Origin of the sequence: Aquabacterium sp. CECT 9606 (assembly GCF_918741295.1) — a bacterium.
Classification (GTDB): Bacteria; Pseudomonadota; Gammaproteobacteria; order Burkholderiales; family Burkholderiaceae_C; genus Aquabacterium.
On record NZ_CAKKNB010000004.1, the window covers coordinates 518,959 to 538,047 of the forward strand.

20 protein-coding genes, 1 tRNA gene and 1 pseudogene are annotated in these 19,089 nt (G+C 56.4%); 13 read left to right on the forward strand and 9 right to left on the reverse strand.

Annotation, left to right across the window (positions count from 1 at the left end; all coding sequences use genetic code 11):
• The first annotated feature begins 119 nt into the window (after positions 1 to 119).
• The gene (locus tag LQ232_RS19640; RefSeq protein WP_230182078.1) at positions 120 to 2,636 is read left to right on the forward strand and encodes a DNA internalization-related competence protein ComEC/Rec2; all 2,517 of its coding nucleotides are present in this window, start codon (positions 120 to 122) and stop codon (positions 2,634 to 2,636) included.
• Here LQ232_RS19640 and LQ232_RS19645 read toward each other — a convergent pair.
• The gene (locus LQ232_RS19645; protein WP_230182079.1) at positions 2,624 to 3,931 is read right to left on the reverse strand and encodes a hemolysin family protein; all 1,308 of its coding nucleotides are present in this window, start codon (positions 3,929 to 3,931) and stop codon (positions 2,624 to 2,626) included. The genes LQ232_RS19640 and LQ232_RS19645 overlap by 13 nt on opposite strands.
• A 63-nt stretch (positions 3,932 to 3,994) precedes the next feature.
• On the opposite strand from LQ232_RS19645, the gene LQ232_RS19650 reads away from it, so the two are divergent.
• Both LQ232_RS19650 and LQ232_RS19655 read left to right on the forward strand, forming a co-directional pair.
• The gene (locus LQ232_RS19650) at positions 3,995 to 4,819 is read left to right on the forward strand and encodes a symmetrical bis(5'-nucleosyl)-tetraphosphatase (RefSeq protein ID WP_230182080.1); all 825 of its coding nucleotides are present in this window, start codon (positions 3,995 to 3,997) and stop codon (positions 4,817 to 4,819) included.
• A 32-nt stretch (positions 4,820 to 4,851) separates the two neighbouring features.
• Positions 4,852 to 4,941, forward strand: a tRNA-Ser gene (locus LQ232_RS19655).
• On the opposite strand, the gene LQ232_RS19660 is transcribed toward LQ232_RS19655, so the two are convergent.
• Both LQ232_RS19660 and LQ232_RS19665 read right to left on the reverse strand, forming a co-directional pair.
• A complete protein-coding gene (locus LQ232_RS19660; RefSeq protein WP_230182081.1) occupies positions 4,927 to 5,187 on the reverse strand; it encodes a helix-turn-helix domain-containing protein in 261 nt (86 codons plus the stop codon). The two genes, LQ232_RS19655 and LQ232_RS19660, sit on opposite strands and share 15 nt — an antisense overlap.
• Positions 5,188 to 5,281: 94 nt before the next feature.
• Positions 5,282 to 5,554, reverse strand: a complete 273-nt coding sequence (locus LQ232_RS19665) for a hypothetical protein (RefSeq protein WP_230182082.1) — start codon at positions 5,552 to 5,554, stop codon at positions 5,282 to 5,284.
• 88 nt (positions 5,555 to 5,642) lie between these two features.
• Here LQ232_RS19665 and LQ232_RS19670 point away from each other — a divergent pair, with 88 nt between their 5' ends.
• The 9 genes from LQ232_RS19670 (at position 5,643) to LQ232_RS19710 (ending at position 11,727) form a co-directional block, all read left to right on the forward strand.
• Positions 5,643 to 5,942 carry a hypothetical protein gene (locus LQ232_RS19670; RefSeq protein ID WP_230182083.1) on the forward strand — a complete coding sequence of 100 codons (300 nt, stop codon included), beginning with the start codon at positions 5,643 to 5,645 and terminating at the stop codon, positions 5,940 to 5,942.
• A gap of 386 nt (positions 5,943 to 6,328) precedes the next feature.
• Positions 6,329 to 6,475: a hypothetical protein gene (locus tag LQ232_RS19675; RefSeq protein WP_230182084.1), complete on the forward strand. Its 147-nt coding sequence runs from the start codon at positions 6,329 to 6,331 to the stop codon at positions 6,473 to 6,475.
• Positions 6,468 to 6,803 carry a hypothetical protein gene (locus tag LQ232_RS19680; RefSeq protein WP_230182085.1) on the forward strand — a complete coding sequence of 112 codons (336 nt, stop codon included), beginning with the start codon at positions 6,468 to 6,470 and terminating at the stop codon, positions 6,801 to 6,803. Before LQ232_RS19675 ends, LQ232_RS19680 begins: the two co-directional genes overlap by 8 nt.
• A 56-nt stretch (positions 6,804 to 6,859) precedes the next feature.
• Positions 6,860 to 7,057 carry a major capsid protein gene (locus tag LQ232_RS19685; protein ID WP_230182086.1) on the forward strand — a complete coding sequence of 66 codons (198 nt, stop codon included), beginning with the start codon at positions 6,860 to 6,862 and terminating at the stop codon, positions 7,055 to 7,057.
• A 967-nt stretch (positions 7,058 to 8,024) separates the two neighbouring features.
• A complete protein-coding gene (locus LQ232_RS19690) occupies positions 8,025 to 8,483 on the forward strand; it encodes a virulence factor TspB C-terminal domain-related protein (RefSeq protein ID WP_230182087.1) in 459 nt (152 codons plus the stop codon).
• Position 8,484: 1 nt separating this feature from the next.
• Positions 8,485 to 8,784, forward strand: a complete 300-nt coding sequence (locus tag LQ232_RS19695) for a DUF2523 domain-containing protein (RefSeq protein WP_230182088.1) — start codon at positions 8,485 to 8,487, stop codon at positions 8,782 to 8,784.
• Complete coding sequence (locus LQ232_RS19700) at positions 8,781 to 9,896, forward strand: zonular occludens toxin domain-containing protein (protein ID WP_230182089.1); 1,116 nt, start codon at positions 8,781 to 8,783, stop codon at positions 9,894 to 9,896. Before LQ232_RS19695 ends, LQ232_RS19700 begins: the two co-directional genes overlap by 4 nt.
• A 364-nt stretch (positions 9,897 to 10,260) precedes the next feature.
• The gene (locus LQ232_RS19705) at positions 10,261 to 11,094 is read left to right on the forward strand and encodes a hypothetical protein (protein ID WP_230182090.1); all 834 of its coding nucleotides are present in this window, start codon (positions 10,261 to 10,263) and stop codon (positions 11,092 to 11,094) included.
• A 12-nt stretch (positions 11,095 to 11,106) separates the two neighbouring features.
• Positions 11,107 to 11,727, forward strand: coding sequence for a recombinase family protein (locus LQ232_RS19710; RefSeq protein ID WP_230182091.1), 621 nt, complete (start codon positions 11,107 to 11,109; stop codon positions 11,725 to 11,727).
• A 772-nt stretch (positions 11,728 to 12,499) separates the two neighbouring features.
• Here the strand turns inward: LQ232_RS19710 and LQ232_RS19715 are convergent.
• The 6 genes from LQ232_RS19715 to LQ232_RS19735 all read right to left on the reverse strand — a co-directional run bounded on the left by LQ232_RS19715 (position 12,500) and on the right by LQ232_RS19735 (position 17,350).
• Complete coding sequence (locus LQ232_RS19715; protein WP_230182092.1) at positions 12,500 to 13,540, reverse strand: PEP-CTERM sorting domain-containing protein; 1,041 nt, start codon at positions 13,538 to 13,540, stop codon at positions 12,500 to 12,502.
• Positions 13,541 to 13,851: 311 nt separating this feature from the next.
• Positions 13,852 to 14,460, reverse strand: a complete 609-nt coding sequence (locus LQ232_RS19720) for a hypothetical protein (protein WP_230182093.1) — start codon at positions 14,458 to 14,460, stop codon at positions 13,852 to 13,854.
• A 249-nt stretch (positions 14,461 to 14,709) separates the two neighbouring features.
• A complete protein-coding gene (locus LQ232_RS19725; protein WP_230182408.1) occupies positions 14,710 to 15,201 on the reverse strand; it encodes a hypothetical protein in 492 nt (163 codons plus the stop codon).
• A 161-nt stretch (positions 15,202 to 15,362) separates the two neighbouring features.
• A complete protein-coding gene (locus tag LQ232_RS23705) occupies positions 15,363 to 15,929 on the reverse strand; it encodes a DUF1566 domain-containing protein (protein ID WP_371820325.1) in 567 nt (188 codons plus the stop codon).
• A gap of 167 nt (positions 15,930 to 16,096) precedes the next feature.
• Positions 16,097 to 16,705: a hypothetical protein gene (locus LQ232_RS19730; RefSeq protein ID WP_230182094.1), complete on the reverse strand. Its 609-nt coding sequence runs from the start codon at positions 16,703 to 16,705 to the stop codon at positions 16,097 to 16,099.
• Positions 16,706 to 16,900: 195 nt separating this feature from the next.
• Complete coding sequence (locus LQ232_RS19735) at positions 16,901 to 17,350, reverse strand: GNAT family N-acetyltransferase (protein WP_230182095.1); 450 nt, start codon at positions 17,348 to 17,350, stop codon at positions 16,901 to 16,903.
• A gap of 140 nt (positions 17,351 to 17,490) precedes the next feature.
• Here LQ232_RS19735 and LQ232_RS19740 point away from each other — a divergent pair.
• A pseudogene (locus LQ232_RS19740) lies at positions 17,491 to 18,508 on the forward strand (IS110 family transposase).
• The last annotated feature ends 581 nt before the right edge of the window (positions 18,509 to 19,089 follow it).

Below are 19,089 nucleotides of genomic sequence, written 5' to 3' on the forward strand. Positions count from 1 at the left end.
CCTGTTGGAGTGGCCTGCGGGTCAGCGTTTGACAGCAACAATCGGCTTCTTTCCAGAAGCAGCTGCCGAGAACGCTTGATGACCCACGACACCCGCCCACGTCGCGCCAGCAGGTTTGCATGAACCTGTGGACGATGACCATGGCCGCCTGGGTGGTGGGTGTGGCGTTTCAGTTGCAGCAAGCCAGTTTGACTGCGCTGACTTTGGCCCAGGGCGCATGCGCCTTGGCCATGGTGATGGTGTTGGCGAGCGCTTGGCTCGGCCGTGGGCACAGGCAGTATCGTGCGGCCTGGCCTTTGTTGTGGGCGGCGTGTACCTTGCTGGCCTGGGGCAGCACCACGTGGCGCGCCCATGAGGTCCTGCAACAAACCTTGCCGCCATCGTGGCAGGACCAGGACCTGTTGCTGGAAGGCCAGATTCTCGGGATGCCCACCTTGCAGGGCAACAGCCTGAGATTTGATGTGGCGGTGCGAAGCTTGACGCTCGAAGGCGGCGGTCTGGCTCAAGGCATGCCACGCCGCGTGGCGTTGTATTGGCGCTTGGAGCAGGACGCGCCGCGGCAAGTGCAGGCTGGCCAGCTCTGGCGTTGGACGGTGCGTCTGCAGCCGCCCGTGCCCACGGGCAACCCCGGTGGCTTCGACGCCGCACTGTGGTTGCTGGACAAAGGTGTGCGTGCAACGGGTTCGGTCCGCATCAAGAAAGGCCAACGAGCGCAGTTGCTGCAATCGCCCAGCCATTGGTGGTCGGCCGGGGCGGTGGACAGGCTCAGGCAATCCATCCGCGAAGCCATCCAGCGCCAAGTGCCCGATGTGGGCCAGGCCGGCGTGCTGGCCGGATTGACCGTTGGTGACCAATCTGCCATCGACCGCGAAGACTGGGACGTCTTCCGAAAAACTTCCATTGCGCATTTGATCAGCATCAGCGGCTTGCACATCGCCATGGTGGGCTGGCTGGGCAGCACATGGCTGGCGTGGCTGTGGCGGCGCAGTCCGCGCCTCATGCATGTGTGGCCCGCGCCGGCCGTGCAATTGCTTGGTGGCGTGCTGGTGGCCACAGCTTATGCCCTGTTGGCCGGTTGGGGGGTGCCCGCTCAGCGCACGGTTTGCATGATGGCCGTGTGGGCGCTGTTGAGAATCGGTGGCCGGCCCTGGCCCTGGCCACCGGTCTGGCTCGCTGCGGCGGTGGTGGTCACTGCGATGGATCCCTGGGCCCTTTGCCAGGCGAGCTTCTGGCTGTCATTTGTCGCGGTGGGCGTGCTCATGTCCAGCGGAACGATGGCCTCGGGGCCCAGGCCTGAGGCCGATTCCCTGCCTGGGCGTGCCGCTCGCATGGGCCGCTCCATGGTGCACACGCAGTGGTTGACGACCTTGTCATTGACACCGTTGGCTGCCGTGTTCTTCCAGCAAGTGTCGGTGGTCGGTTTCGCGGCCAATTTGCTGGCCATCCCAGTGTTCACCGGAGTGATCACGCCTTTGGCCCTGGGTGGTGTGGTCTGGCCAAAGCTGTGGAGTGCGGCCGCGTGGTGCGTGGCCATGACCGTGAAAGCCCTCGCCTGGATGGCCCACTGGCCATGGGCATCCGCGCACGTGCCCATGTTGCCCACCGGCTTGTCGATGCTGGTGGTTCTTGCCGCTGGCGCCCTGGTGCTGCCAGTGCCCTGGCGTTGGCGACTGGTGGGCCTGCCAGCCTTGTTGTTGCTGCCGCTTCTGCCCGCTCAGTGGTCGCTGGTGCCTCCGCCAAAGCCTGGCCAGTTCAGCGTGGTGGCTGCGGACGTGGGGCAGGGCACGTCGGTGCTGGTGCGCACGGCGCGGCACGCCATGGTGTTCGACGCTGGGCCCAAAGTTGGCGATCAGAGCGACGCTGGCCAGCGCGTGGTGGTGCCCTTGCTGGTGGCCTTGGGCGTCACCGAGCTCGACGAATTGATCATCAGCCACCGAGACGCCGACCACGTGGGTGGCGCTGCCTCGGTGGTGCGAGAGGTGCCGGTGAGGTTGTTACGCTCATCCCTGGAGGATGAGCATCCCTTGCGCCAAGCCACGGTAGATGGCGATCCTTTGCACCACCTTCGGTGCGAAGCCGGGCAGCATTGGCAATGGGACGGCGTCGATTTCACGGTGGTGCATCCCCGCGCAGAAGACTACGCGCGACGTGCTGATCTCTCGCCCAATGCCCTGTCCTGTGCCGTGCGGATTCAAGCCAAGCCCTTACCCGGGCATGAGGCCCCCAGCGTGTTCCTGGCCGGTGACATCGAAGCCCAACAAGAAGCCGATGTGGTGGCGCGGGCTCAAGCTTCAGGTGACGCCGCTGCAGCGGAGACGCTGCGCAGCACCGTGCTCATCGTGCCGCACCATGGCAGCAAAACCTCCTCAACCGAAGCTTTTCTCAAGGCGGTGCGCCCGACGCAAGCCGTCGTCCAGGTCGGGCGACGCAATGGCTATGGCCACCCTTCGCCGGAGGTTGTTGCGCGCTATGACGAGATGGCGGTGGCAAGGGTCGCCGCACCGGCCTGCGGCGCATTTCTGTGGAACAGCAGCGAAGCGCCGCTTGCCCGTGCACAGGCACTCAAGCTGGATCCGGCGCAGCACCTTCGCGTGGGCGAATGCTGGCGCCAACGATCCCGGCGCTATTGGGACTGATAAGCCTCTTCTTCAGGCAAAGGTGAGACTAGCAACTTGTCAATGCGCTTGCCGTCCATGTCCACCACCTCGAAGCGCCAGCCATCCCATTCGACGGTGTCGGTGGTTTGCGGCAAGCGGCCCAGCAGCATCATCACCATGCCGGCCAGCGTGTTGTAACGGCCGCGGTCCTCGTCTGGCAAGGCCTTGAAGCCCAGCCTGTCCTTGAGTTCCGGCACGGGGATCAGTCCATCGACCAGCCACGAGCCGTCCGCGCGTTGTACCGCCCAACTGTTTTCGTCCTGCGGTGTCGTGAACTCGCCGGTGATGGCCTCCAGCACGTCACGCAAGGTGATCACGCCCTGCACCTCACCGTATTCGTCCACCACGAACACCATCTGCACGGACGACGCACGGAAGTGGTCCAGCAACTCCATGCCCGACAAGGTTTCGGGCACGAACACGGCCGGTTGCAGGCCTTGCGACAGGTCGTTGCTCACGCCCTGTGTGATCTGGTGCAGCAACTGCTGCGCGGTGATCACGCCCACCACATCGTCCAGGCCACCTCGGCAAACGGGGTAGCGTGAATGCCCGTGCAGCGCGATGATCGCCAGGTTCTGCTTCATGGAAGCTTCCAGGTTCAGCCAGGCGATGTCGCTGCGCGGAATCATCATCGAACCCACTTGGCGGTCGTCCAGGCGGAACACATTGCGCACCATCTGGTGCTCGTTGGCCTCGATCACGCCAGCGTCCAGGCCTTCTTCCAGGCTGGCGTTGATCTCTTCTTCGGTCACGCCACGGCCGCCTGTGTCGTGCACGCCCATCAGCTTCAGCAGGCCCTCAGTGCAGATGGTCAACAGGTAGACAAAGGGTTTGGTCAGGCGAGACAGCCATTTCATGGGCTGCGCCACCAGGCGGGCCACAGGCTCCGGGTACATCTGGCCCACCCGTTTTGGCACCAACTCGCCAAAAATGATGGTGATGAAGGTGATGATCATGACCACCAAACCGGTGGCCGTGATGGCGGAAACCTGCTCGCTGAGGTGAAACTGGGCTTGTAGCCAGACCGACAAACCGCCAGAAAAGGCCGCATCGCCCACGATGCCGTTCAGCACCCCAATGGATGTGATGCCAATTTGCACTGTTGACAGGAATTGGGTGGGGTTGTCATGCAACTCCATGGCCACCTTGGCGCCGGCATCACCGGTTTCAGCCATCACCTGCAGCCGCGCCTTGCGGCTGGCGGCCAGGGCCATCTCTGACATGGCGAACAAGCCGTTGAGAATCGTCAGAAAAATTAAAAGCGCAACGTCCATGTGGGGCGCCGGGCATCGCCGGGCCATCAATTTTCACCGCCGAAGCGTAGCAGAATCGGTGCCATGATCTACATCGTTGGCGACTTGCAAGGCTGTTGCGACCCTCTTGAGCGGTTGCTGGCCACGATTGACTTCTCTCCCTCGCGGGACCGGCTCTACGTTTTGGGCGACTTGGTGAACCGAGGGCCGGATTCATTGGGGGTGCTCAAACGGCTCCGCAGCCTGGGTGATTCAGCGGTTTGCCTGCTGGGCAACCACGATCTGCATCTGCTGGCCGTGGCGCACGGTGTGCGCAAACCGCACAGAAACGACACCCTGGACGCCATCTTGTCGGCCCCCGACCGCGAAGACTGGCTGCACTGGCTGCGCCACCGTCGAATGGCGGTTTGGGAGCACGGCTGGCTGATGGTGCATGCGGGCGTGGTGCCTCAATGGGATGCCGCGCAAACGGTGGCCTTGGCCGGTGAGGTTGAAGCGATGCTTCAAAGCCCGGACATTGGCGACTTCCTCAATGTGATGTATGGCGCACAACCCAATCGCTGGCAAGACGATTTGCAAGGCGCGGATCGCTGGCGTTGCATTGTGAACAGCTTGACGCGCCTGCGCTTTTGCTCCGCCGATGGCACCATGGAATTTGCGACGAAGGACGGTGCTGGCGAGGCTCCTGCAGGGTTTGCACCCTGGTTCATGCTGCCGGGGCGACGAACGGCCAATACCCCGGTGGCTTTTGGGCATTGGTCGACTTTGGGGTTGATCAACACGGACAAGCTGCTGTCGCTGGACACTGGCTGCGTGTGGGGCGGCCAGTTGAGCGCCGTGCGCATTGGCGACAAAGAGCGTGAGTTGATCCAGATCGACTGCCCGCAGTCGCAAAAGCCTGGCAAATGAAGCCTGGCTTGGCTTACAATGCGGGCCTTCCAGGAAGTGTGGCCGAGTGGTTTAAGGCTCTAGTCTTGAAAACTAGCGTAGGGGCGACCTTACCGTGAGTTCGAATCTCACCGCTTCCGCCAGTTCAATGCCTCTTGTAGGCGCGTCTTACGGTCTTCGCTTAGGCGCTCTGTAATTGCTTCGAGCAGTTCTTGCTCGGGGTCCTCCCCCGCGATTTTTGCCATCACAGCTCGTAGGTCTACTGGGCATGCTCTGTGGCCATTCTTCCAGTTGCTGAGGAGGGTTCTTTCAACCCCCAGTGATTGCGCCAGCTTGTAATCGCTTCCGGCTATTGCACTGGCTTTCTCAATAAGCGTATTCAATTGCATAACGTATCCATTGTGATAACGTGCTTATGCGTATACAAAATGTATACGTTAGGCATCTGGAACCATTATGCAACTGTTGGCGGTTTGTTGGGGATCAGCATCCCATCTCGATAAAGAGTGTCGTGACTTCTCTTTGAAGGTTCTCGGTTCTTTGTTTGGGAAGCGCTTGCAGAACCTTATCCAGTCTTTCGCAGTGGCGTCGTTCATTCACGCTGAGCTTGCTACGTCGGTCGTCTTCCTGCTGCTTAAGGGTCTTGCGCAAGAGATGCGCGTTTGGGTGCTCGGCTTCCGACCCCATGGCTTTCTGCGTGACTCCCATTGCGAGTATCAGTCCCGCGATGGCTACCAGTTTGTTTTTGAGTCGCATTGGCGCTCCTCCTATTTCATTTCACAAGCCCAGTCCTAAGCGGCTTGGGTGCCTTTGGCCGTCTGGCCTTTTAACCTGGAGATTTTCCATGCAATCGATCATCCGTATCCTGAAGCTGAACGAGGTTCGCAAAGGTATTAGCCAAAAGAATGGCAAGCCGTACGAAATGCAAGATGCTGAATGCCTCTTGCTCAAGGACACAGGGGAGGTGGATTCTGTCGGGGTTTTGCAAATCCCGAAGTCGCTGATGGGCAAGGTGACTGAGGGTGATTTCATCGGGCATTTCGCCCTGCAGCCAGACATGCAGACCCGCAAGATTGGCGCTGTGCTCACTGGCTTGCAGCCCTACGCCGCTGGCAAGCCTCCTGCCTCTAGGCCTGCTGCTTAAGGGTTCGCTATGAACCCCACTCACCAGCGCGTAGTGCGCTCCTTCGCATTCGTGGATGGCCCTGATCCGTTGGTGATGGGTGTTCAAGCCCTCGTGACTCTCTGTGAAGCGCCTCCCGTTCTTTCCCCTGCTGTCTGCCCTACCTGCGGTTCTGACAACCTCGTTTTCACGTCAAACGACAAGTACGCCGGTTGCATGGATTGCGATTGGTCTGGGGAGGCTCCTTGACCGCCTTTGATGCACTCATTTTGGTCAACATTCCAGAGGTCACTTGACATGAGTTTTTCAATCGTTCTTCTTCTGGGAATCTTCTGGGGCCTTGCTTTTGTGGTGTGGCTCTATACGGTTGTTTGCTTTATCGATTTTTTGCGTACGGTGTTCCGGCCATGAGCATTGAACACCCCGGCTTTGATGAGTCTGAGCCTGATGAATTGCCCGTGCTTACGCCTTTGCAGTTGGTGCTCTGCGTGCTCTGGTTCTTCACGCCGTTCATCGCGTTTTGTCTTGACGCACTGCTGAGTTGTCATGGCTGACCTTGCCCCATCTGCCACCTGCATCACGATCTCGTACAACCCTGATACGAATCAGAAGGTCTACACGGTCGACGGTGCCTGGGACCCATCCTCTTGCTACGGGCAAGTGATGGTGATCCACACTGAATTCCGTGACCTTTTAGCCGCTTCAGGTACTGGCTCCGGCGCACCTGTTGATAGTACTGGCGGCGGTGGTTTCCCTCCTTTGTCAGTTGCTGATGGTGTCGAAATTTCCTGGCTCATTGGTGGTGCTTGGTCTATTGCCTTTGCTGCGCGACTTGTCATCCGCTCGCTTTGGCGGACTGCACAAATTTCTTCTGATCCCTGACTGATGCCGGCCAGTCAAGGCTTTTTCAACATGCCGGTTTTTTTATGGAGTTCTCAATGAATAAGTTCATTCAACGTGGCCTCGTTGCCGCTGGTGCCCTGGCTCTCTCTGTTGCCAACGCTGCTGTTCCCACCAATGTTTCCACCGCGATCACTGAAGGCGGTACCGATGGTGCAACCGTTGCTGGTCTGGTCCTCGTGGCCATGGTCGGCATCTGGGTGTTCAGCCTGATGCGCAAGGGCATGCGCGGCTGATCTGTTGCACAAGCCCGGGCCCTTCGGGGCCCTTTTTTATCGGGGGTGTCATGGAAGCTTACGGCGGCTGGTTTGTTGTGTTGACGGTGTTGGGGGTTCTATGGATTTTGTTTCGCGATTGATTTTTCTGCTGTGCATTGTCCTGCCATCCTTGGCGCGTGCTGAGTACACGTGGACTGATCCAATCTGGCAAAACCCTTTCACTGGTGTTACCGGTAGTGCTGCTGTAGCTTGTTCGTCTTCTTCGGGGCCTAGTAACAACACATATTGCACTGCGACGACTAATGGATATGACTCTGATGGTCGTGCTGCGTGTAGGTCAACTTGTGACGGTGGGTATGTAGGTAATTTTTCGCTCTCTCCTTCTTGTTCTACAGGTGAGTTGTTGCTCAATAGTGCGACAGGAAAAATGGCGTGTCGGCATTTGGTTCCGGTGAATGATTGCCCGCCTGCTGGCACTGTTGAGGGTGATGGCACAAATGCTTACGTTGCGTCTTCTATAAATCCAACGATTTGTATTGGTGAAGGCACGCAAGGTTGTGTGTGGAAGCCCGGTGGCACGGTGCCTGCGGTGTGTGCCAATGGCAAGTGTTATCAGTGGGGTCCTTTCACGGCCACTGGTGCAGCCTGTGATCCTTCTTCTACCGTCCCTGGTGCTCCTGAGACTGCGGCGTCAGCCCCCGTCACTGATGCGTCGTGTGTCGCAAAGGGTCAGTGCCCTGGCACGATCAATGGCACAACGACTTGCGTTCCTTGCAGCAGTAAATCTCAAGAGAGTGTGACCAGCTCGGCATCTGCTGCCAGCTCTGCAGCGTCCGGTGCATCTTCGCCAACAACGTCGGGTGAAAGCGGAACTACGACGACAAAGACTGAGTGTTCAGGTTCTCAGTGCACAACGACAACGACCACCAGCACGCAAAAGTCTGATGGTTCAAGTGAGCAGAAAAGCTCAACCAAAACTGAGCCCATGTCCGATTTCTGTGCGGCCAATCCAAAGGCAGCAGTTTGCAAAGGTGATGATGAAAGCCAGTGGGGCGGGGCTTGTGCCGGTGGCTTCACATGCAAGGGGGACGCCGTGCAGTGCGCTCAAGCACAAGCTTCGTATGACCTGTCGTGTTCGATGAAGACTGATCCACAGAATTCAACCGTTTTTGCCGGTAACAGCGCTATCGGTGCCGGTAATCGTCCTGATGGACATCCAGCTAACGACGCTGGAGTAATTCCGTTTCAGTTGTCTTCAATGATCAGTTCGGTTCCGATGTTCGGTTCCTCTGGTTCATGCATTTCTGACAAGACATTCACTTTCGTTGGTAGCTCGTACACATTGCCGTTTTCAAGCTGGTGCCCGTACTTGCAAATGCTCGGCGCTGCCTTCTTAGCGTCTTGCTATATGGCCGCTGCTTTCATCGTCTTCAAGGGAGATTGATATGCCTGTCTTCTTGTCTGCTCTCGTTGGCGCGCTCGTTAGTGCTGTCGGCACTATCGTCGGTCGCGTTCTCGTCAGTCTTGGTATCGCCTACGTTACTTATCAGGGCTTGAATGCGTCACTGGAGTGGCTCAAGTCCCAGGTGGCCTCGAACATGGGTTCGTTGCCTTCTGAAGCGTTACAGGTCCTCTCTGCGTTGCAAGTTGGCGCTGGCCTTTCGGTGATCTTGTCCGCCTTCGCTGCAAGGCTGGTCTTGTCTGGCCTTACCTCTGACTCGTTGAAAAAGATGGTGCTCAAATGATCGTGTTAATCACTGGTGTTCCTGGCAGTGGTAAGACCTTGTTCACCATTGACGAACTGCGCAAGCTCGCCGAAAAGGATCAACGTCAGGTTTATTACTCTGGTATCACTGACATCAAGCTGCCGTGGATCGAGCACGATGCACGCGACTGGATGAGCCTGCCGCCTAACTCCATCATGGTCATCGATGAAGCTCAGCGGTTTTTTAGGCCTCGCGCAAACGGTGCTACTGTCCCGCCTGAAATTGCCGCAATGGAGACCCACCGGCATCTAGGCGTTGACATCTATCTGATCACCCAGCACCCAATGCTGATCGATCAAAACATCAGGCGATTGACAGGGCGCCATTTCCACCTTCATCGCATGTTTGGCATGCATGCGGCCACTGTCCATGAGTACCCGAAGGTCAAGGAAAATTGCGACAAGCATTCAGCCGATGCATTGAAGCGGACATGGAAATATCCGAAGGATGTTTTCAGCCTTTACAAGTCGGCTGAGGTGCACACGCACAAAGTTCGAATCCCTCGCCAAGCTTGGTATCTGCTGGGCTTGATCTTGGTTTTTGCCCTCGGCGCTACCTATTTGTACAAGTCTCGTGTGTCACCGAAGAAAGAGCAGCAAGCGTCGGCGTCTGACTCGTTCAACGTGTCTGGCATCTCTTCGCCGGGGCCTGGGTCTTACCAGCGCAAGGCCTTGACGCCCGCTGAGTACGTCCAGCAGTTCCAGCCGCGAGTTGCTGGTTTGGCCTACACCGCGCCGGTTTATGACGAGGTCACAAAGCCGGTGAGGGCGCCTTACCCTGCGGCCTGTGTTCAGGGCAAAAGTCGGTGTCAGTGCTACACCCAGCAGGGCACCAAGCTTGAGACCGACAAAGCCCTGTGTGAAGGCATTGTGGCCGGTGGTTTCTTCATGGCCTGGGACGAGAACAAGGGCCAGGAGCGTGTGCAGGTCAACAAGCCCCCGGTAATGGCTCCTGTTGCCACGCGTGAGCCGTCATCAGGCCTGATCAACGCTACACCCGGTTGGACCCCATCCAGCGCCCGCCCATTGGCCGAACAGATCGCAGATGGTCAGAACCTGCGGCATGGCAAAAACAACCGTATACCGGGCTGACCTTGCCCTGCCTCATTCAGTCAAGACAGACACCGGGGCTCGTTGCGGCCAGTGGTCGAGTTAGTGACCGGCGTAGCCGGTGTAGAGGCCTTGCTGCGGGCTGCGTGGTGTCAAACCCACCCTTATCAAATGAGCCAGCTGCCAGAGTGCCAAAGGACACGGCGGCCAGTTGGTATGAGATGGGCGGGAAGCGACGGCCCGGGGCCGCTAGGGCACGAGGCCGGCGCAGCCGGCCTAGATTTATCTTAAGGACACATCTTGTATTCACCCCCTGGCTCACTGCCTCGGTGGTTCAGAAAAGAAAAAGCCCCTCAAGGCTGCAACCTTGAAGGGCTCGGTACAGGCAACTAGATCGGAGTCACCCATGCCAGCGATGTTACCCCGTTTGACCGAAGGCGACAAGGTCGCCTATGGTTATCAAGAGTTCTATAGAGTTTCCCTAACAGATCTGGGAAATGGTCATAAGGAAGCGTCGATAACCACGCACAGGACCCTTTCAGAGTTGCCCCACTGGTGGGGTGTCAAGGACCCTTTAAAAACGCCTCTCACGCCCGAAGAGAACCGCGCACGGGCAGGGCGCAGAGCGAAGACTCAGGTCCGCCAGAAGTGCAAGGTCATGGGCGTTGATTCCCTGTTTACCTTGACCTACAAAGAAAACGTGATTGATCGTGATTTGGTCGCCAAGCATTGGACAGCCTTTGTCAGGCGCGTGCGCAAGCTCATTCCCGCGTTCAGTTATGTGGCGACTCTTGAGCGCCAGAAACGAGGTGCTTATCACATCCATATCGCAACGCATCGACTTCCTGCGTTGTTGCAGCATCATGGTGTCAAGGTCAAAAGCTGGAACGTCATGCGTGCAATCTGGCGCTCCGTTGTAGGCACGTTAGGTGGGAATTTTGATGAGGCCAAACGGAAGTTTCACGCCAAGAGCAGAAGCTTCAAGATTGCCCGCTATATCAGCAAATACGTGTCAAAAGCCTTTGACGAAGGTGGCGAAGAGTTAGAGGGAAAAAAACGCTTTTGGGTCTCTGAGGGGATCAGCGTTCCTCGTCCTCAAGTCATGCTTTTTGCACGTGAGAAGTTCGCTGATTTGATCGCCCTTGTGCATAGTGCTTGCGGTGGTCATGATGGAGAAAACACCTTGTATGTTGACCCTGGCCGGGGGGTGTTTTGGATGTGCAGTGAGGCTGGGGGGTAAGCAGGGGGATTTGTGCTGATCGGTTATGCAAGGGTCTCGTCAACTGAGCAAGAGACCACGCTACAGCTTGACGCATTGAAGCGGGCAGGGGTCACTACGGTGCATCAGGAAAAGCGCAGTGCAGGGGTTCGTAGGCCTGTTCTTGAGCGCATGTTGGACGGGCTTCAGGCCGGTGACGTGGTGATGGTTTACAAGGTTGATCGCCTCGCGCGAAGCCTGGCAGACCTCTTGAGAATTCTGGCTCGGATTCAGGCGGTCGGCGCGACCTTCAAGAGCTTGACCGAAGCCATTCAGACTGACACCGCGATTGGTGAGCTGATGATGCACATGCTTGGCGCTGTGGCTCAGTTTGAGCGGTCATTGATCAGGGAAAGAAGCATGGCCGGTCAGGATGCGGCCTATTTGCGCGGTGCGAAGATTGGCAGACCACGGTGCATGACCCCGGCGCAAGAGGCTGAGTGCGTGCAGTTGTTTAAGAGCGGTCAGTACTTAATGCCTGCGTTGGCCACGCGGTATGGCTGCCACCTGTCGAGCATCAAGCGGGTGATGCTTCGGGTTGACAGTCCGCAGTCGTCTGCCGTCATTCTTCGTATGCCGTCGCGTATTGCCCGCACAAAGGACAAGGCTGCGTGAGCGGTTTGAAAGTGACCGCTTCCGCCAGGAACCTAGGTTTTATGCGGGTTCTGTGACTTAAAGCTACGCATTGCATCAAATGCAAACTTTAGCTTTATTGTCCAAATGCAATTCTTAAGTTTATTTGCAGCGTGCACGTTCGGCCTTAGCCATCGCTAGTTGGCGACTGCACCAGCAGTTCCATTTAGGATAAATGGAATGGAAATCATTTGCTAGCAGATTTATTAATCTGCCACTGGATCTGAGGGGGTCTGGTCAACCAGTGTTGAATGGCATCTGCGTAGAAGCCAGTCCAATGTTTGGCCAATAGATGCTTTGGATGAGAGTCCCTGATGCAACTAGCTCTTTGCAGTAGCGAATTGCCTCAGTTAGCTTTGATGGGCTTGGGATCGAAAACTGCTTGATCGTTGCGCATTTTTTACAAGTCATTCGCATTGCATCTATGGATTTTATGAAGAGCCTAACGCCAAGGTTAACCGGCGCCGGAGCGCGAAGCGCGTAGGGCACCAACACTGGCCAATACAATGGCAAAGCCATGGCCAGTGTTAGCGTCCGTGTTGAACTTACAGTTAGGCTCGGGCGGGTAGGCAGGATGGGCCAAGTTCACTCCGATAGCGTTAGGATCGAGTGTCCACAAAAGTTGGGCAATCGCCTCGAAGTTAAGGGGCAACGATGCGAAGCATTGTTGCCCACTTGAACGACCAGTTAGACCGCGGCGCGAAAGCAGGGTGTTGCACCGCGCATGGATCCAAGGCCCGCTTGATTAGACGGCCTAGCAGTTGCGGCGACGTGTAGCCCAACCCAAGCCAACCAACCCCATGCTGAGCATCATCCACGTCGATGCCTCCGGTACGGAACTAGCAAAATGCACCAGTTGGTTGGCGCTTCCGTCGAATGCCCAAAAATCGTTGCTGGTGCGCGAGAAGGCAAAGGCTGAAAAGACTCCGCCTAAACTGCCGATCAACGCTCCGGTTTCCTGGTTGTAGTAATTGCTGGCACTGAATGCATAGAGGGAATTGGCGCCAAGAATTTGCTCCGGAAATGTACGAAGCAAGGCATGCACGTCCAGTGGATCGAACTGTAGGGCACCGTAGTATACGTAGGCGTCATTGGATGAAAGCAATGCGCCGTTGCCCGCACCTGGAACATAGGCAGAGCCGTAGGTGCCTGATCCTTCCTGAGGGGTGAGGGTGTTGCCGGTGAGCTTGAATGCGCTCAACTCGGGGGAGCTGATGCCTGAACTGCCGTGGATCACACGGCTGTGCGTGGCGTCGTATTGAATGTTGCCGCTATACACGCTCCATGAGACGGTGTTGCCTACATTGTCGATCGCTCCGCCGGATCCCCATTGCTTGACACCAAAGTTGATCCATTGGTCAGTGGACTGTAAAATGAAGCGCTGATCATCCACAGTCTCAATGCGGCCTGCAACGCCATTGGTTGTTTGCGTCGCCCATGTGTTAGTGGCAAGATCCAAGCGATGCACATAGTGCTGACCAAGCGGTTCGCTATAGCCAATGTGTTCCCCAGCATAGTCAGCGGCGTATAGCACCAGCCCGCCAGGTGACAGCGACATGTCTGTGAAGCGGGCATTGGCCATTTCCGTCGATACGATGTTATGCGACGTTAGGTCTATGACCTTGATAGCACTAGCGGAGTTGCGAACTACCAATTTGTTGGCATTGCTTGAGTAAGCCAACTGGCTGACACCGCCTGGCGCCGCAAAGGCTTCCAGCTTGGTCAACTGCGCTGAAGCAGTGAAGGATCCGAACGACAATGCGGTGGCTATCGAGGCGGTGATCAACTTGGCCATGAGGTGTCCTTGTAATACAGGAGGCCAATGCAAACTATGGACATACTGTCCGCCTCCCAATGGTTGTGTTTTTTCGGTTGAATTGAGGGTTCAATCGACTGCTTGTAAATATACGCGATGTGAGCCTCGAAGCTGCCCCCTCATGTAAGGGTGGCGTCGTCAAACTGAATTTCTCTACGAAGTCATGCCTAGAAGCCTAACGCCAGAGTTAACAGGCGGCTGCCAGCGAAGCTGGAAGACGTCCTGTTGAACGACCAGTTAGGCTGGTGAAAGATGCTGAGCTAGTTGATTGACTCATGCAGCTATTGCTCTCATCTAGGTGCGACGGGAACAGGAATAAATATGTCGTACCTGTACCGATAGTCGCCACCAAGGCCATCGATTTTTGCGCCGTTTGTGATTGCTAACGCCAAAGGTGTGCGCTCTAGAAACGGGAATCGTTTTTTGATGATTGGAAGGTCTCTATTGGACTTGTCCCTAAGAGATACGTTCTCCCAGTCTGGAGACCAATTGAAGGAACCCAAATATATAGCCTTGCCTGCTTCTACCGAAAATGGAATTCCGATGGGCATGGATGAGTTGGCTGTACGCGCACCTTGGCGAACTTGCCAGGACTTGATTACGTATTTTCCGGTGGGCAACTCGACAGCAAAGGTGTCACCTTTTGCTTGGAGATCCTCGTCAGTATTTTTTACAAATGGGTACCAGTCACCACTTCCAGCCTGGAGAAAGTAAGTCTTATCGCCGTTCTCTGGAGTGACGAGGACACGATAGAGCCCCAACCCACTTTCATAGGTGATCGAACCTATCACTACGCCGACGACCTTCTTGTCGTCAAACTTGTAATCTGACGGAACGTTAACACAGGCCGACAAAACAGCAATTACTACTGGGGCGATGAAGAATCGAAGCAATCGCATGATGATGTGTGTTTGAGTGGGCCTAGCGAATGAAAGGGACTTCCCCGTCCCGAACTATCCGCCGGGTATTGGCGGCAAAGGTCTTGAAGGACCAAGATGGGAAGTGCAACGTTTCCATCGACGGTTCATTCGGAAGGGAAAGTCATGAGCATTATTGCCATCGGCCTGGATTTGGCCAAGAACGTTTTTGCAATGCACGGCATTGATGAGGCGGGCAAAACGTTGCTGATCAAGCCGGCAGCCACGTGCTCATTTGCTTGCTACTTTCTCGGTTACAGGCTGGTGGCTGTTTGCATCCTCAATCCAGACGCTTGAGGACTCCTTCGACAAAGTACCGACGACCATGTAATTGCCATTCGGCTCAGGCGTGAAGTCAACAGTTCCTTCTACTTCATGGAACGTCCCAACAGCTCGGCTGGCAAGCTCGTGTATGGGCGCTCCTGTGGCATGACTGCCGCGAATTTTCACTTTCATGGGAACTGCTGGAACTTGCCTTTTCGTCAAGCTTAAGTAAAGGATGGGGCCTTGGTTTTGACTTGCTATGCGGCTTGTCTGAAAGCTGCTTCGGATGTTGTGGCCGTCAATTTCTGTAAGAGCAAATATTTGCGCTTTGGTTGAGTCCTCTGACCGGCCACTGTCAGTGACGGTGGCGATCGGCCCCGTATAGTTTTCAGGAACAGGTTTGTAAACTGCGCAGCCAGAGATTGAGAGAACAAAAAGTGAAAGTATGAGTTTCTTCATAAGATTTATGGTGGTTGAAGGTGATGCCTAACGCCCGCGGTAAGCCGCGCCGGAGCGCGAAGCACGGAGGGAACCAATAAGCGGAGCTTGTTGGTGTCGGCTTGACCAAACGGTTAGGCCGCTGGGCGAAGGCACCATATGCATTTTGACTTTGTGGGCGTTCAATTTTCTTGCCGCACCAAACGTACTGGCAATTTCGTGCGCTTTGAAATATCGCCACGCGCCTGTCCTGAGCCCATGTTTACGGCCCAGCCATGCAAGAACGCCATACGGTTCACGCTTTGCTCCGTTATGCCTCGCCCAATGTTCCCATAGTCGTACTGGTTAATAGGCCTAGTATCAATGTTGGCAGAGACTGTCCAATGCCAACCTAGTGGTGCTGCGGGGAACACCGGCTCTTCTTTCTCGGTGTTCACCAGGCGCTGAAGTTCCTTGACACGCGGGACACGCCAACTCAAGCCTTCGGTCTCTGCCCGTGCGCGGGCAAGCGAAAGAGCCTCAGCGTGACTAGCGAGTGTCGGCTTGCCCGTGCAGGTCTTGCCGTCCCACTGCATGCCCTCTACGCACCGGGACCAAATCAGTTTGCTTCGCAGATCTGAGACGTGAGTGCCATTCTTCGATACAACAAGGCTCGGCGACTCAGCCTGACCACTAGCTTTAGTTGAGTGCATCGCTATTGCACACACTAAATATGTTCCGATTCGTAGGTATCGCATAGGCACTTTCATTTCTGAGTCCGCCAAGAGGCCTAACGCCAAAGTTGATGGGCAACGATGCGAAGTATTTTGCGGTTAGGCTGGTGCTATGTGCAAATTCGGTTGAGTTGCGCATTGTGTAGTACTAGCTGTTCTAGCCGGGGATGCTTACAAGCCTACAGTGGTTTACTTGCATGCCGTCAACGCCCAGGTACGTAAACATTGATGGTTTGTGGTGCTGGTCCTTCGCACCTCGATGCGGGTATCAACTGGAGATCCAGTGGTACAAGCTCGTCCGTTAGATTGGGATAGCTTTCTTTAATATGTTTTCGCGCCGATTCAATGTCCTGGGTAACGCGCGGTCGAAGCACGTTTCCTACTTGCACGAACTCAATATCTGCGGCATAGGCGATCTTGCCAGAGGGGACCTCAAATGAAAGGAGCTTGGGGTTATTGCAGAACGAAAATTGCGGACCCCATAGCGTGCCATTGATAGACATCTGAACCGATGTAAGTGCCAAGGCTTGACCTGTCTTCACTTTGGCGGTGACATAGCCATTGCTAGGAACATCATGAATCTTGGCGAAGGTGTCTAGAAGAACATTCTGCTTGAACTTGCCATCGACGATTTCGCCAGGGAACAAAGATAGCCTAGCGTTGTCTGGCTTTACGCCGAAAACGATAATGGATTCGTTCGGTTCTGGTCTTGTGGTGGTGCGACTGATGTTTGTGCTGCATGCTGGAAGCAGCAGCGCTGAAAGAGTGGTAACGATTGCGTAGCCGGAAAGCTTTCTAAATGTAGGTCGCATAAGGTCGTATTGTTCAGAATTTGGACAAGTGTGAATGTCTTCTTGGTGCTAGTAATTATTGAAGCCTAACGCCACAGGTAAGCTGCACCGGAGTGCGCAGCACGGAGGGAACCTACAAGCGAAGCTTGTAGGTGTCGGCCTAATCGAAAAATTAGGTTGGGGGCAAATGATTGATAGGTTGAGGTACGCATAGCTTCAAGCGAGGATTCTTCGCAGAGGGAACATGGTTGATTGGGAGAAACCGTGCTTTGAATAAAAGCGCTGCGCTGATGTGTTCTCATGATCCGTGAGTAGCGTAATGCGTTTGACGCCACTTCGGCGAGCGAGGTCTATGGCGTGATTCAGTAAGTCAGATCCAATGCCTGAGCCACGGGCGCCAGGGGATACGACCATGTCCTCGAGAAGCGCAACACGCTCGCCAATTGCGGTAGAGATGGTAAACAGCAGGTTGACCATTGCCAAGATGGAATTGCCTTCGCGAGCAACCAAGATGACGCCAAGATCCGGGTTGCTAATGATGCTTGATAAGCCTTTGGATTGAGCTGCCGTGTCTGGCTTGAACTCAGTTTCTTGGGTGAACAGAATCGATAGCAACTCACTGAGTGCAGGGATGTCCGATGCAGACGCACGTTCAAAGATTGGCACGGTGTTCCTTTTCGAGAAGCCTAACGAATGAAAGGGACTTCCCCGTCCCGAACTAGCCGCGTATTGCGGCGACCGGTCATGAAAGACCAAGATGGGAAGTGCGAATAACTCATCTTTGTTTCATTCGGAAGGAGAAGTCCATGGCTATTTTGTTCGTTGGAATCGATCTCGCCAAGTCCGTGTTTGCGCTGCATGGTGTGGATGAGCATGGCAAGGCGGTGTTGGTGGCGCCCAAAGTGGCGCGCGACAAGTTGGTGGGCATGATCGCGGCGCTGCCGCCGTGCATCGTTGGCATGGAGGCGTGCTCGGGCGCCCACCACTGGGCGAGGCTGTTCGCCGGCTTGGGCCACACGGTGCGGCTGATGGCGCCGAAGTTCGTCGCGCCGTACCGCATGAGCGGCAGGCGAGGCAAGAACGATGCGGCCGACGCCGCGGCCATCTGCGAGGCCGTGCAGCGGCCCAACATGCGGTTCGTGCCAGTCAAAAGTCTTGAGCAACAGGGCAAGCTCAGCGTGCACCGGATGCGGCAAGGCTCTCATCGAGCAACGCACGGCCACCATCAACCGCATCCGGGGGCTGTTGGCCGAGTTTGGGATCGTCCTGCCGCTGAAGGCGGCGACGGTGAGGCGCGAGGCCGGCGCCTGCCTGGAGGAACTGCCTGGCTGGGCGAACCTGGCCATTGGCGACGCACTGAGCGAGTTGCATCGGCTCGATGAACGCATCGAACAATATGACCGGCACATTGCCCAGATGGCCCGCGAAGACGAGCGGGCGCGTCAGCTCATGAAGCTGTGCGGGATCGGCGAGACCACGGCATCGGCGATCGTGGCGATGGTGGGCAACGGGCATGAGTTCAGCTGCGGCAGGCAATTCGCGGCTTGGCTGGGATTGACGCCGGGGCAGTTCAGTTCGGGTGGCAAGAGTCGGCTGGGTCGCATCACCAAGGCCGGGGACAGCTACCTGCGCAGCCTGTTGGTACTTGGTGCCAGGGCCGTGCTCAACGCCGCGGCTGGCAAGGCCGACCGCATCAGCACGTGGGCCAAGGCGCTGGCCGAGCGAAGAGGCTACTGGCGCGCGGTGATCGCCATTGCCGCCAAGAACGTCCGGATGGCCTGGGCCGTGCTGCGACGAGGCGAGGCCTTCGAGATGCCGAACTAGACAGAGATACTTCCGCCGCGTGACGGCAAGCGTTGATGACAACAGGTTGGACCTGCGCGGGCAGTAACCGTTTAACTCGTGGGCAGCGCGTGTGCGCTTGCCGGCTAACAAATGGGTCGCCCGCGTGCGTCTTGCATCAGGGTCTGCGGCACCTGAACTGCCGTGTTCATGACCGTTTGTAGTCTGGCCAGTCCGCACTTTGTTGTCGCTCCCTTTGCTCGCCTGATCTGCGTCGGCGTTGTGCATTGTTTGATGATGTTGGCTCGCTGCGCGAGCCTTGGGTCAGCTATTGTTTGACAGATGGAGAAGCCCTTGTAGCAAAAGTTAACGGGCGGCAATGCGAAGCATTGACGTCCCTGTTGAACGATAAGTTAGGCTGGTAGCCAGTGCCAGAAGTGTTGGCATGTTCAGGTTGATTTTCATTCTGAGTGTCTGCAAAAACTATAGCTAGCCTGGCCAGGTCCTGTGCCAGGTTAGGCCTCTTCTCGGCTTGGCAGAGCAATGGAGAAAGACCATTGCTGTGATTGATGCAAGCATGTAGCTTGAAAACAGAAATGGGTTCGTCTCGATAGAGCCATACT

What these genes read in the sequence shown, in the direction of transcription:
- LQ232_RS19640 (WP_230182078.1), top strand. Translation starts at nt 120, where the DNA reads ATGAACCTGTGGACGATGACCATGGCCGCCTGGGTGGTGGGTGTGGCG.
- LQ232_RS19645 (WP_230182079.1), bottom strand. Translation starts at nt 3,931, where the DNA reads ATGGACGTTGCGCTTTTAATTTTTCTGACGATTCTCAACGGCTTGTTC.
- LQ232_RS19650 (WP_230182080.1), top strand. Translation starts at nt 3,995, where the DNA reads ATGATCTACATCGTTGGCGACTTGCAAGGCTGTTGCGACCCTCTTGAG.
- LQ232_RS19660 (WP_230182081.1), bottom strand. Translation starts at nt 5,187, where the DNA reads ATGCAATTGAATACGCTTATTGAGAAAGCCAGTGCAATAGCCGGAAGC.
- LQ232_RS19665 (WP_230182082.1), bottom strand. Translation starts at nt 5,554, where the DNA reads ATGCGACTCAAAAACAAACTGGTAGCCATCGCGGGACTGATACTCGCA.
- LQ232_RS19670 (WP_230182083.1), top strand. Translation starts at nt 5,643, where the DNA reads ATGCAATCGATCATCCGTATCCTGAAGCTGAACGAGGTTCGCAAAGGT.
- LQ232_RS19675 (WP_230182084.1), top strand. Translation starts at nt 6,329, where the DNA reads ATGAGCATTGAACACCCCGGCTTTGATGAGTCTGAGCCTGATGAATTG.
- LQ232_RS19680 (WP_230182085.1), top strand. Translation starts at nt 6,468, where the DNA reads ATGGCTGACCTTGCCCCATCTGCCACCTGCATCACGATCTCGTACAAC.
- LQ232_RS19685 (WP_230182086.1), top strand. Translation starts at nt 6,860, where the DNA reads ATGAATAAGTTCATTCAACGTGGCCTCGTTGCCGCTGGTGCCCTGGCT.
- LQ232_RS19690 (WP_230182087.1), top strand. Translation starts at nt 8,025, where the DNA reads ATGTCCGATTTCTGTGCGGCCAATCCAAAGGCAGCAGTTTGCAAAGGT.
- LQ232_RS19695 (WP_230182088.1), top strand. Translation starts at nt 8,485, where the DNA reads ATGCCTGTCTTCTTGTCTGCTCTCGTTGGCGCGCTCGTTAGTGCTGTC.
- LQ232_RS19700 (WP_230182089.1), top strand. Translation starts at nt 8,781, where the DNA reads ATGATCGTGTTAATCACTGGTGTTCCTGGCAGTGGTAAGACCTTGTTC.
- LQ232_RS19705 (WP_230182090.1), top strand. Translation starts at nt 10,261, where the DNA reads ATGCCAGCGATGTTACCCCGTTTGACCGAAGGCGACAAGGTCGCCTAT.
- LQ232_RS19715 (WP_230182092.1), bottom strand. Translation starts at nt 13,540, where the DNA reads ATGGCCAAGTTGATCACCGCCTCGATAGCCACCGCATTGTCGTTCGGA.
- LQ232_RS19720 (WP_230182093.1), bottom strand. Translation starts at nt 14,460, where the DNA reads ATGCGATTGCTTCGATTCTTCATCGCCCCAGTAGTAATTGCTGTTTTG.
- LQ232_RS19725 (WP_230182408.1), bottom strand. Translation starts at nt 15,201, where the DNA reads ATGAAGAAACTCATACTTTCACTTTTTGTTCTCTCAATCTCTGGCTGC.
- LQ232_RS23705 (WP_371820325.1), bottom strand. Translation starts at nt 15,929, where the DNA reads ATGAAAGTGCCTATGCGATACCTACGAATCGGAACATATTTAGTGTGT.
- LQ232_RS19730 (WP_230182094.1), bottom strand. Translation starts at nt 16,705, where the DNA reads ATGCGACCTACATTTAGAAAGCTTTCCGGCTACGCAATCGTTACCACT.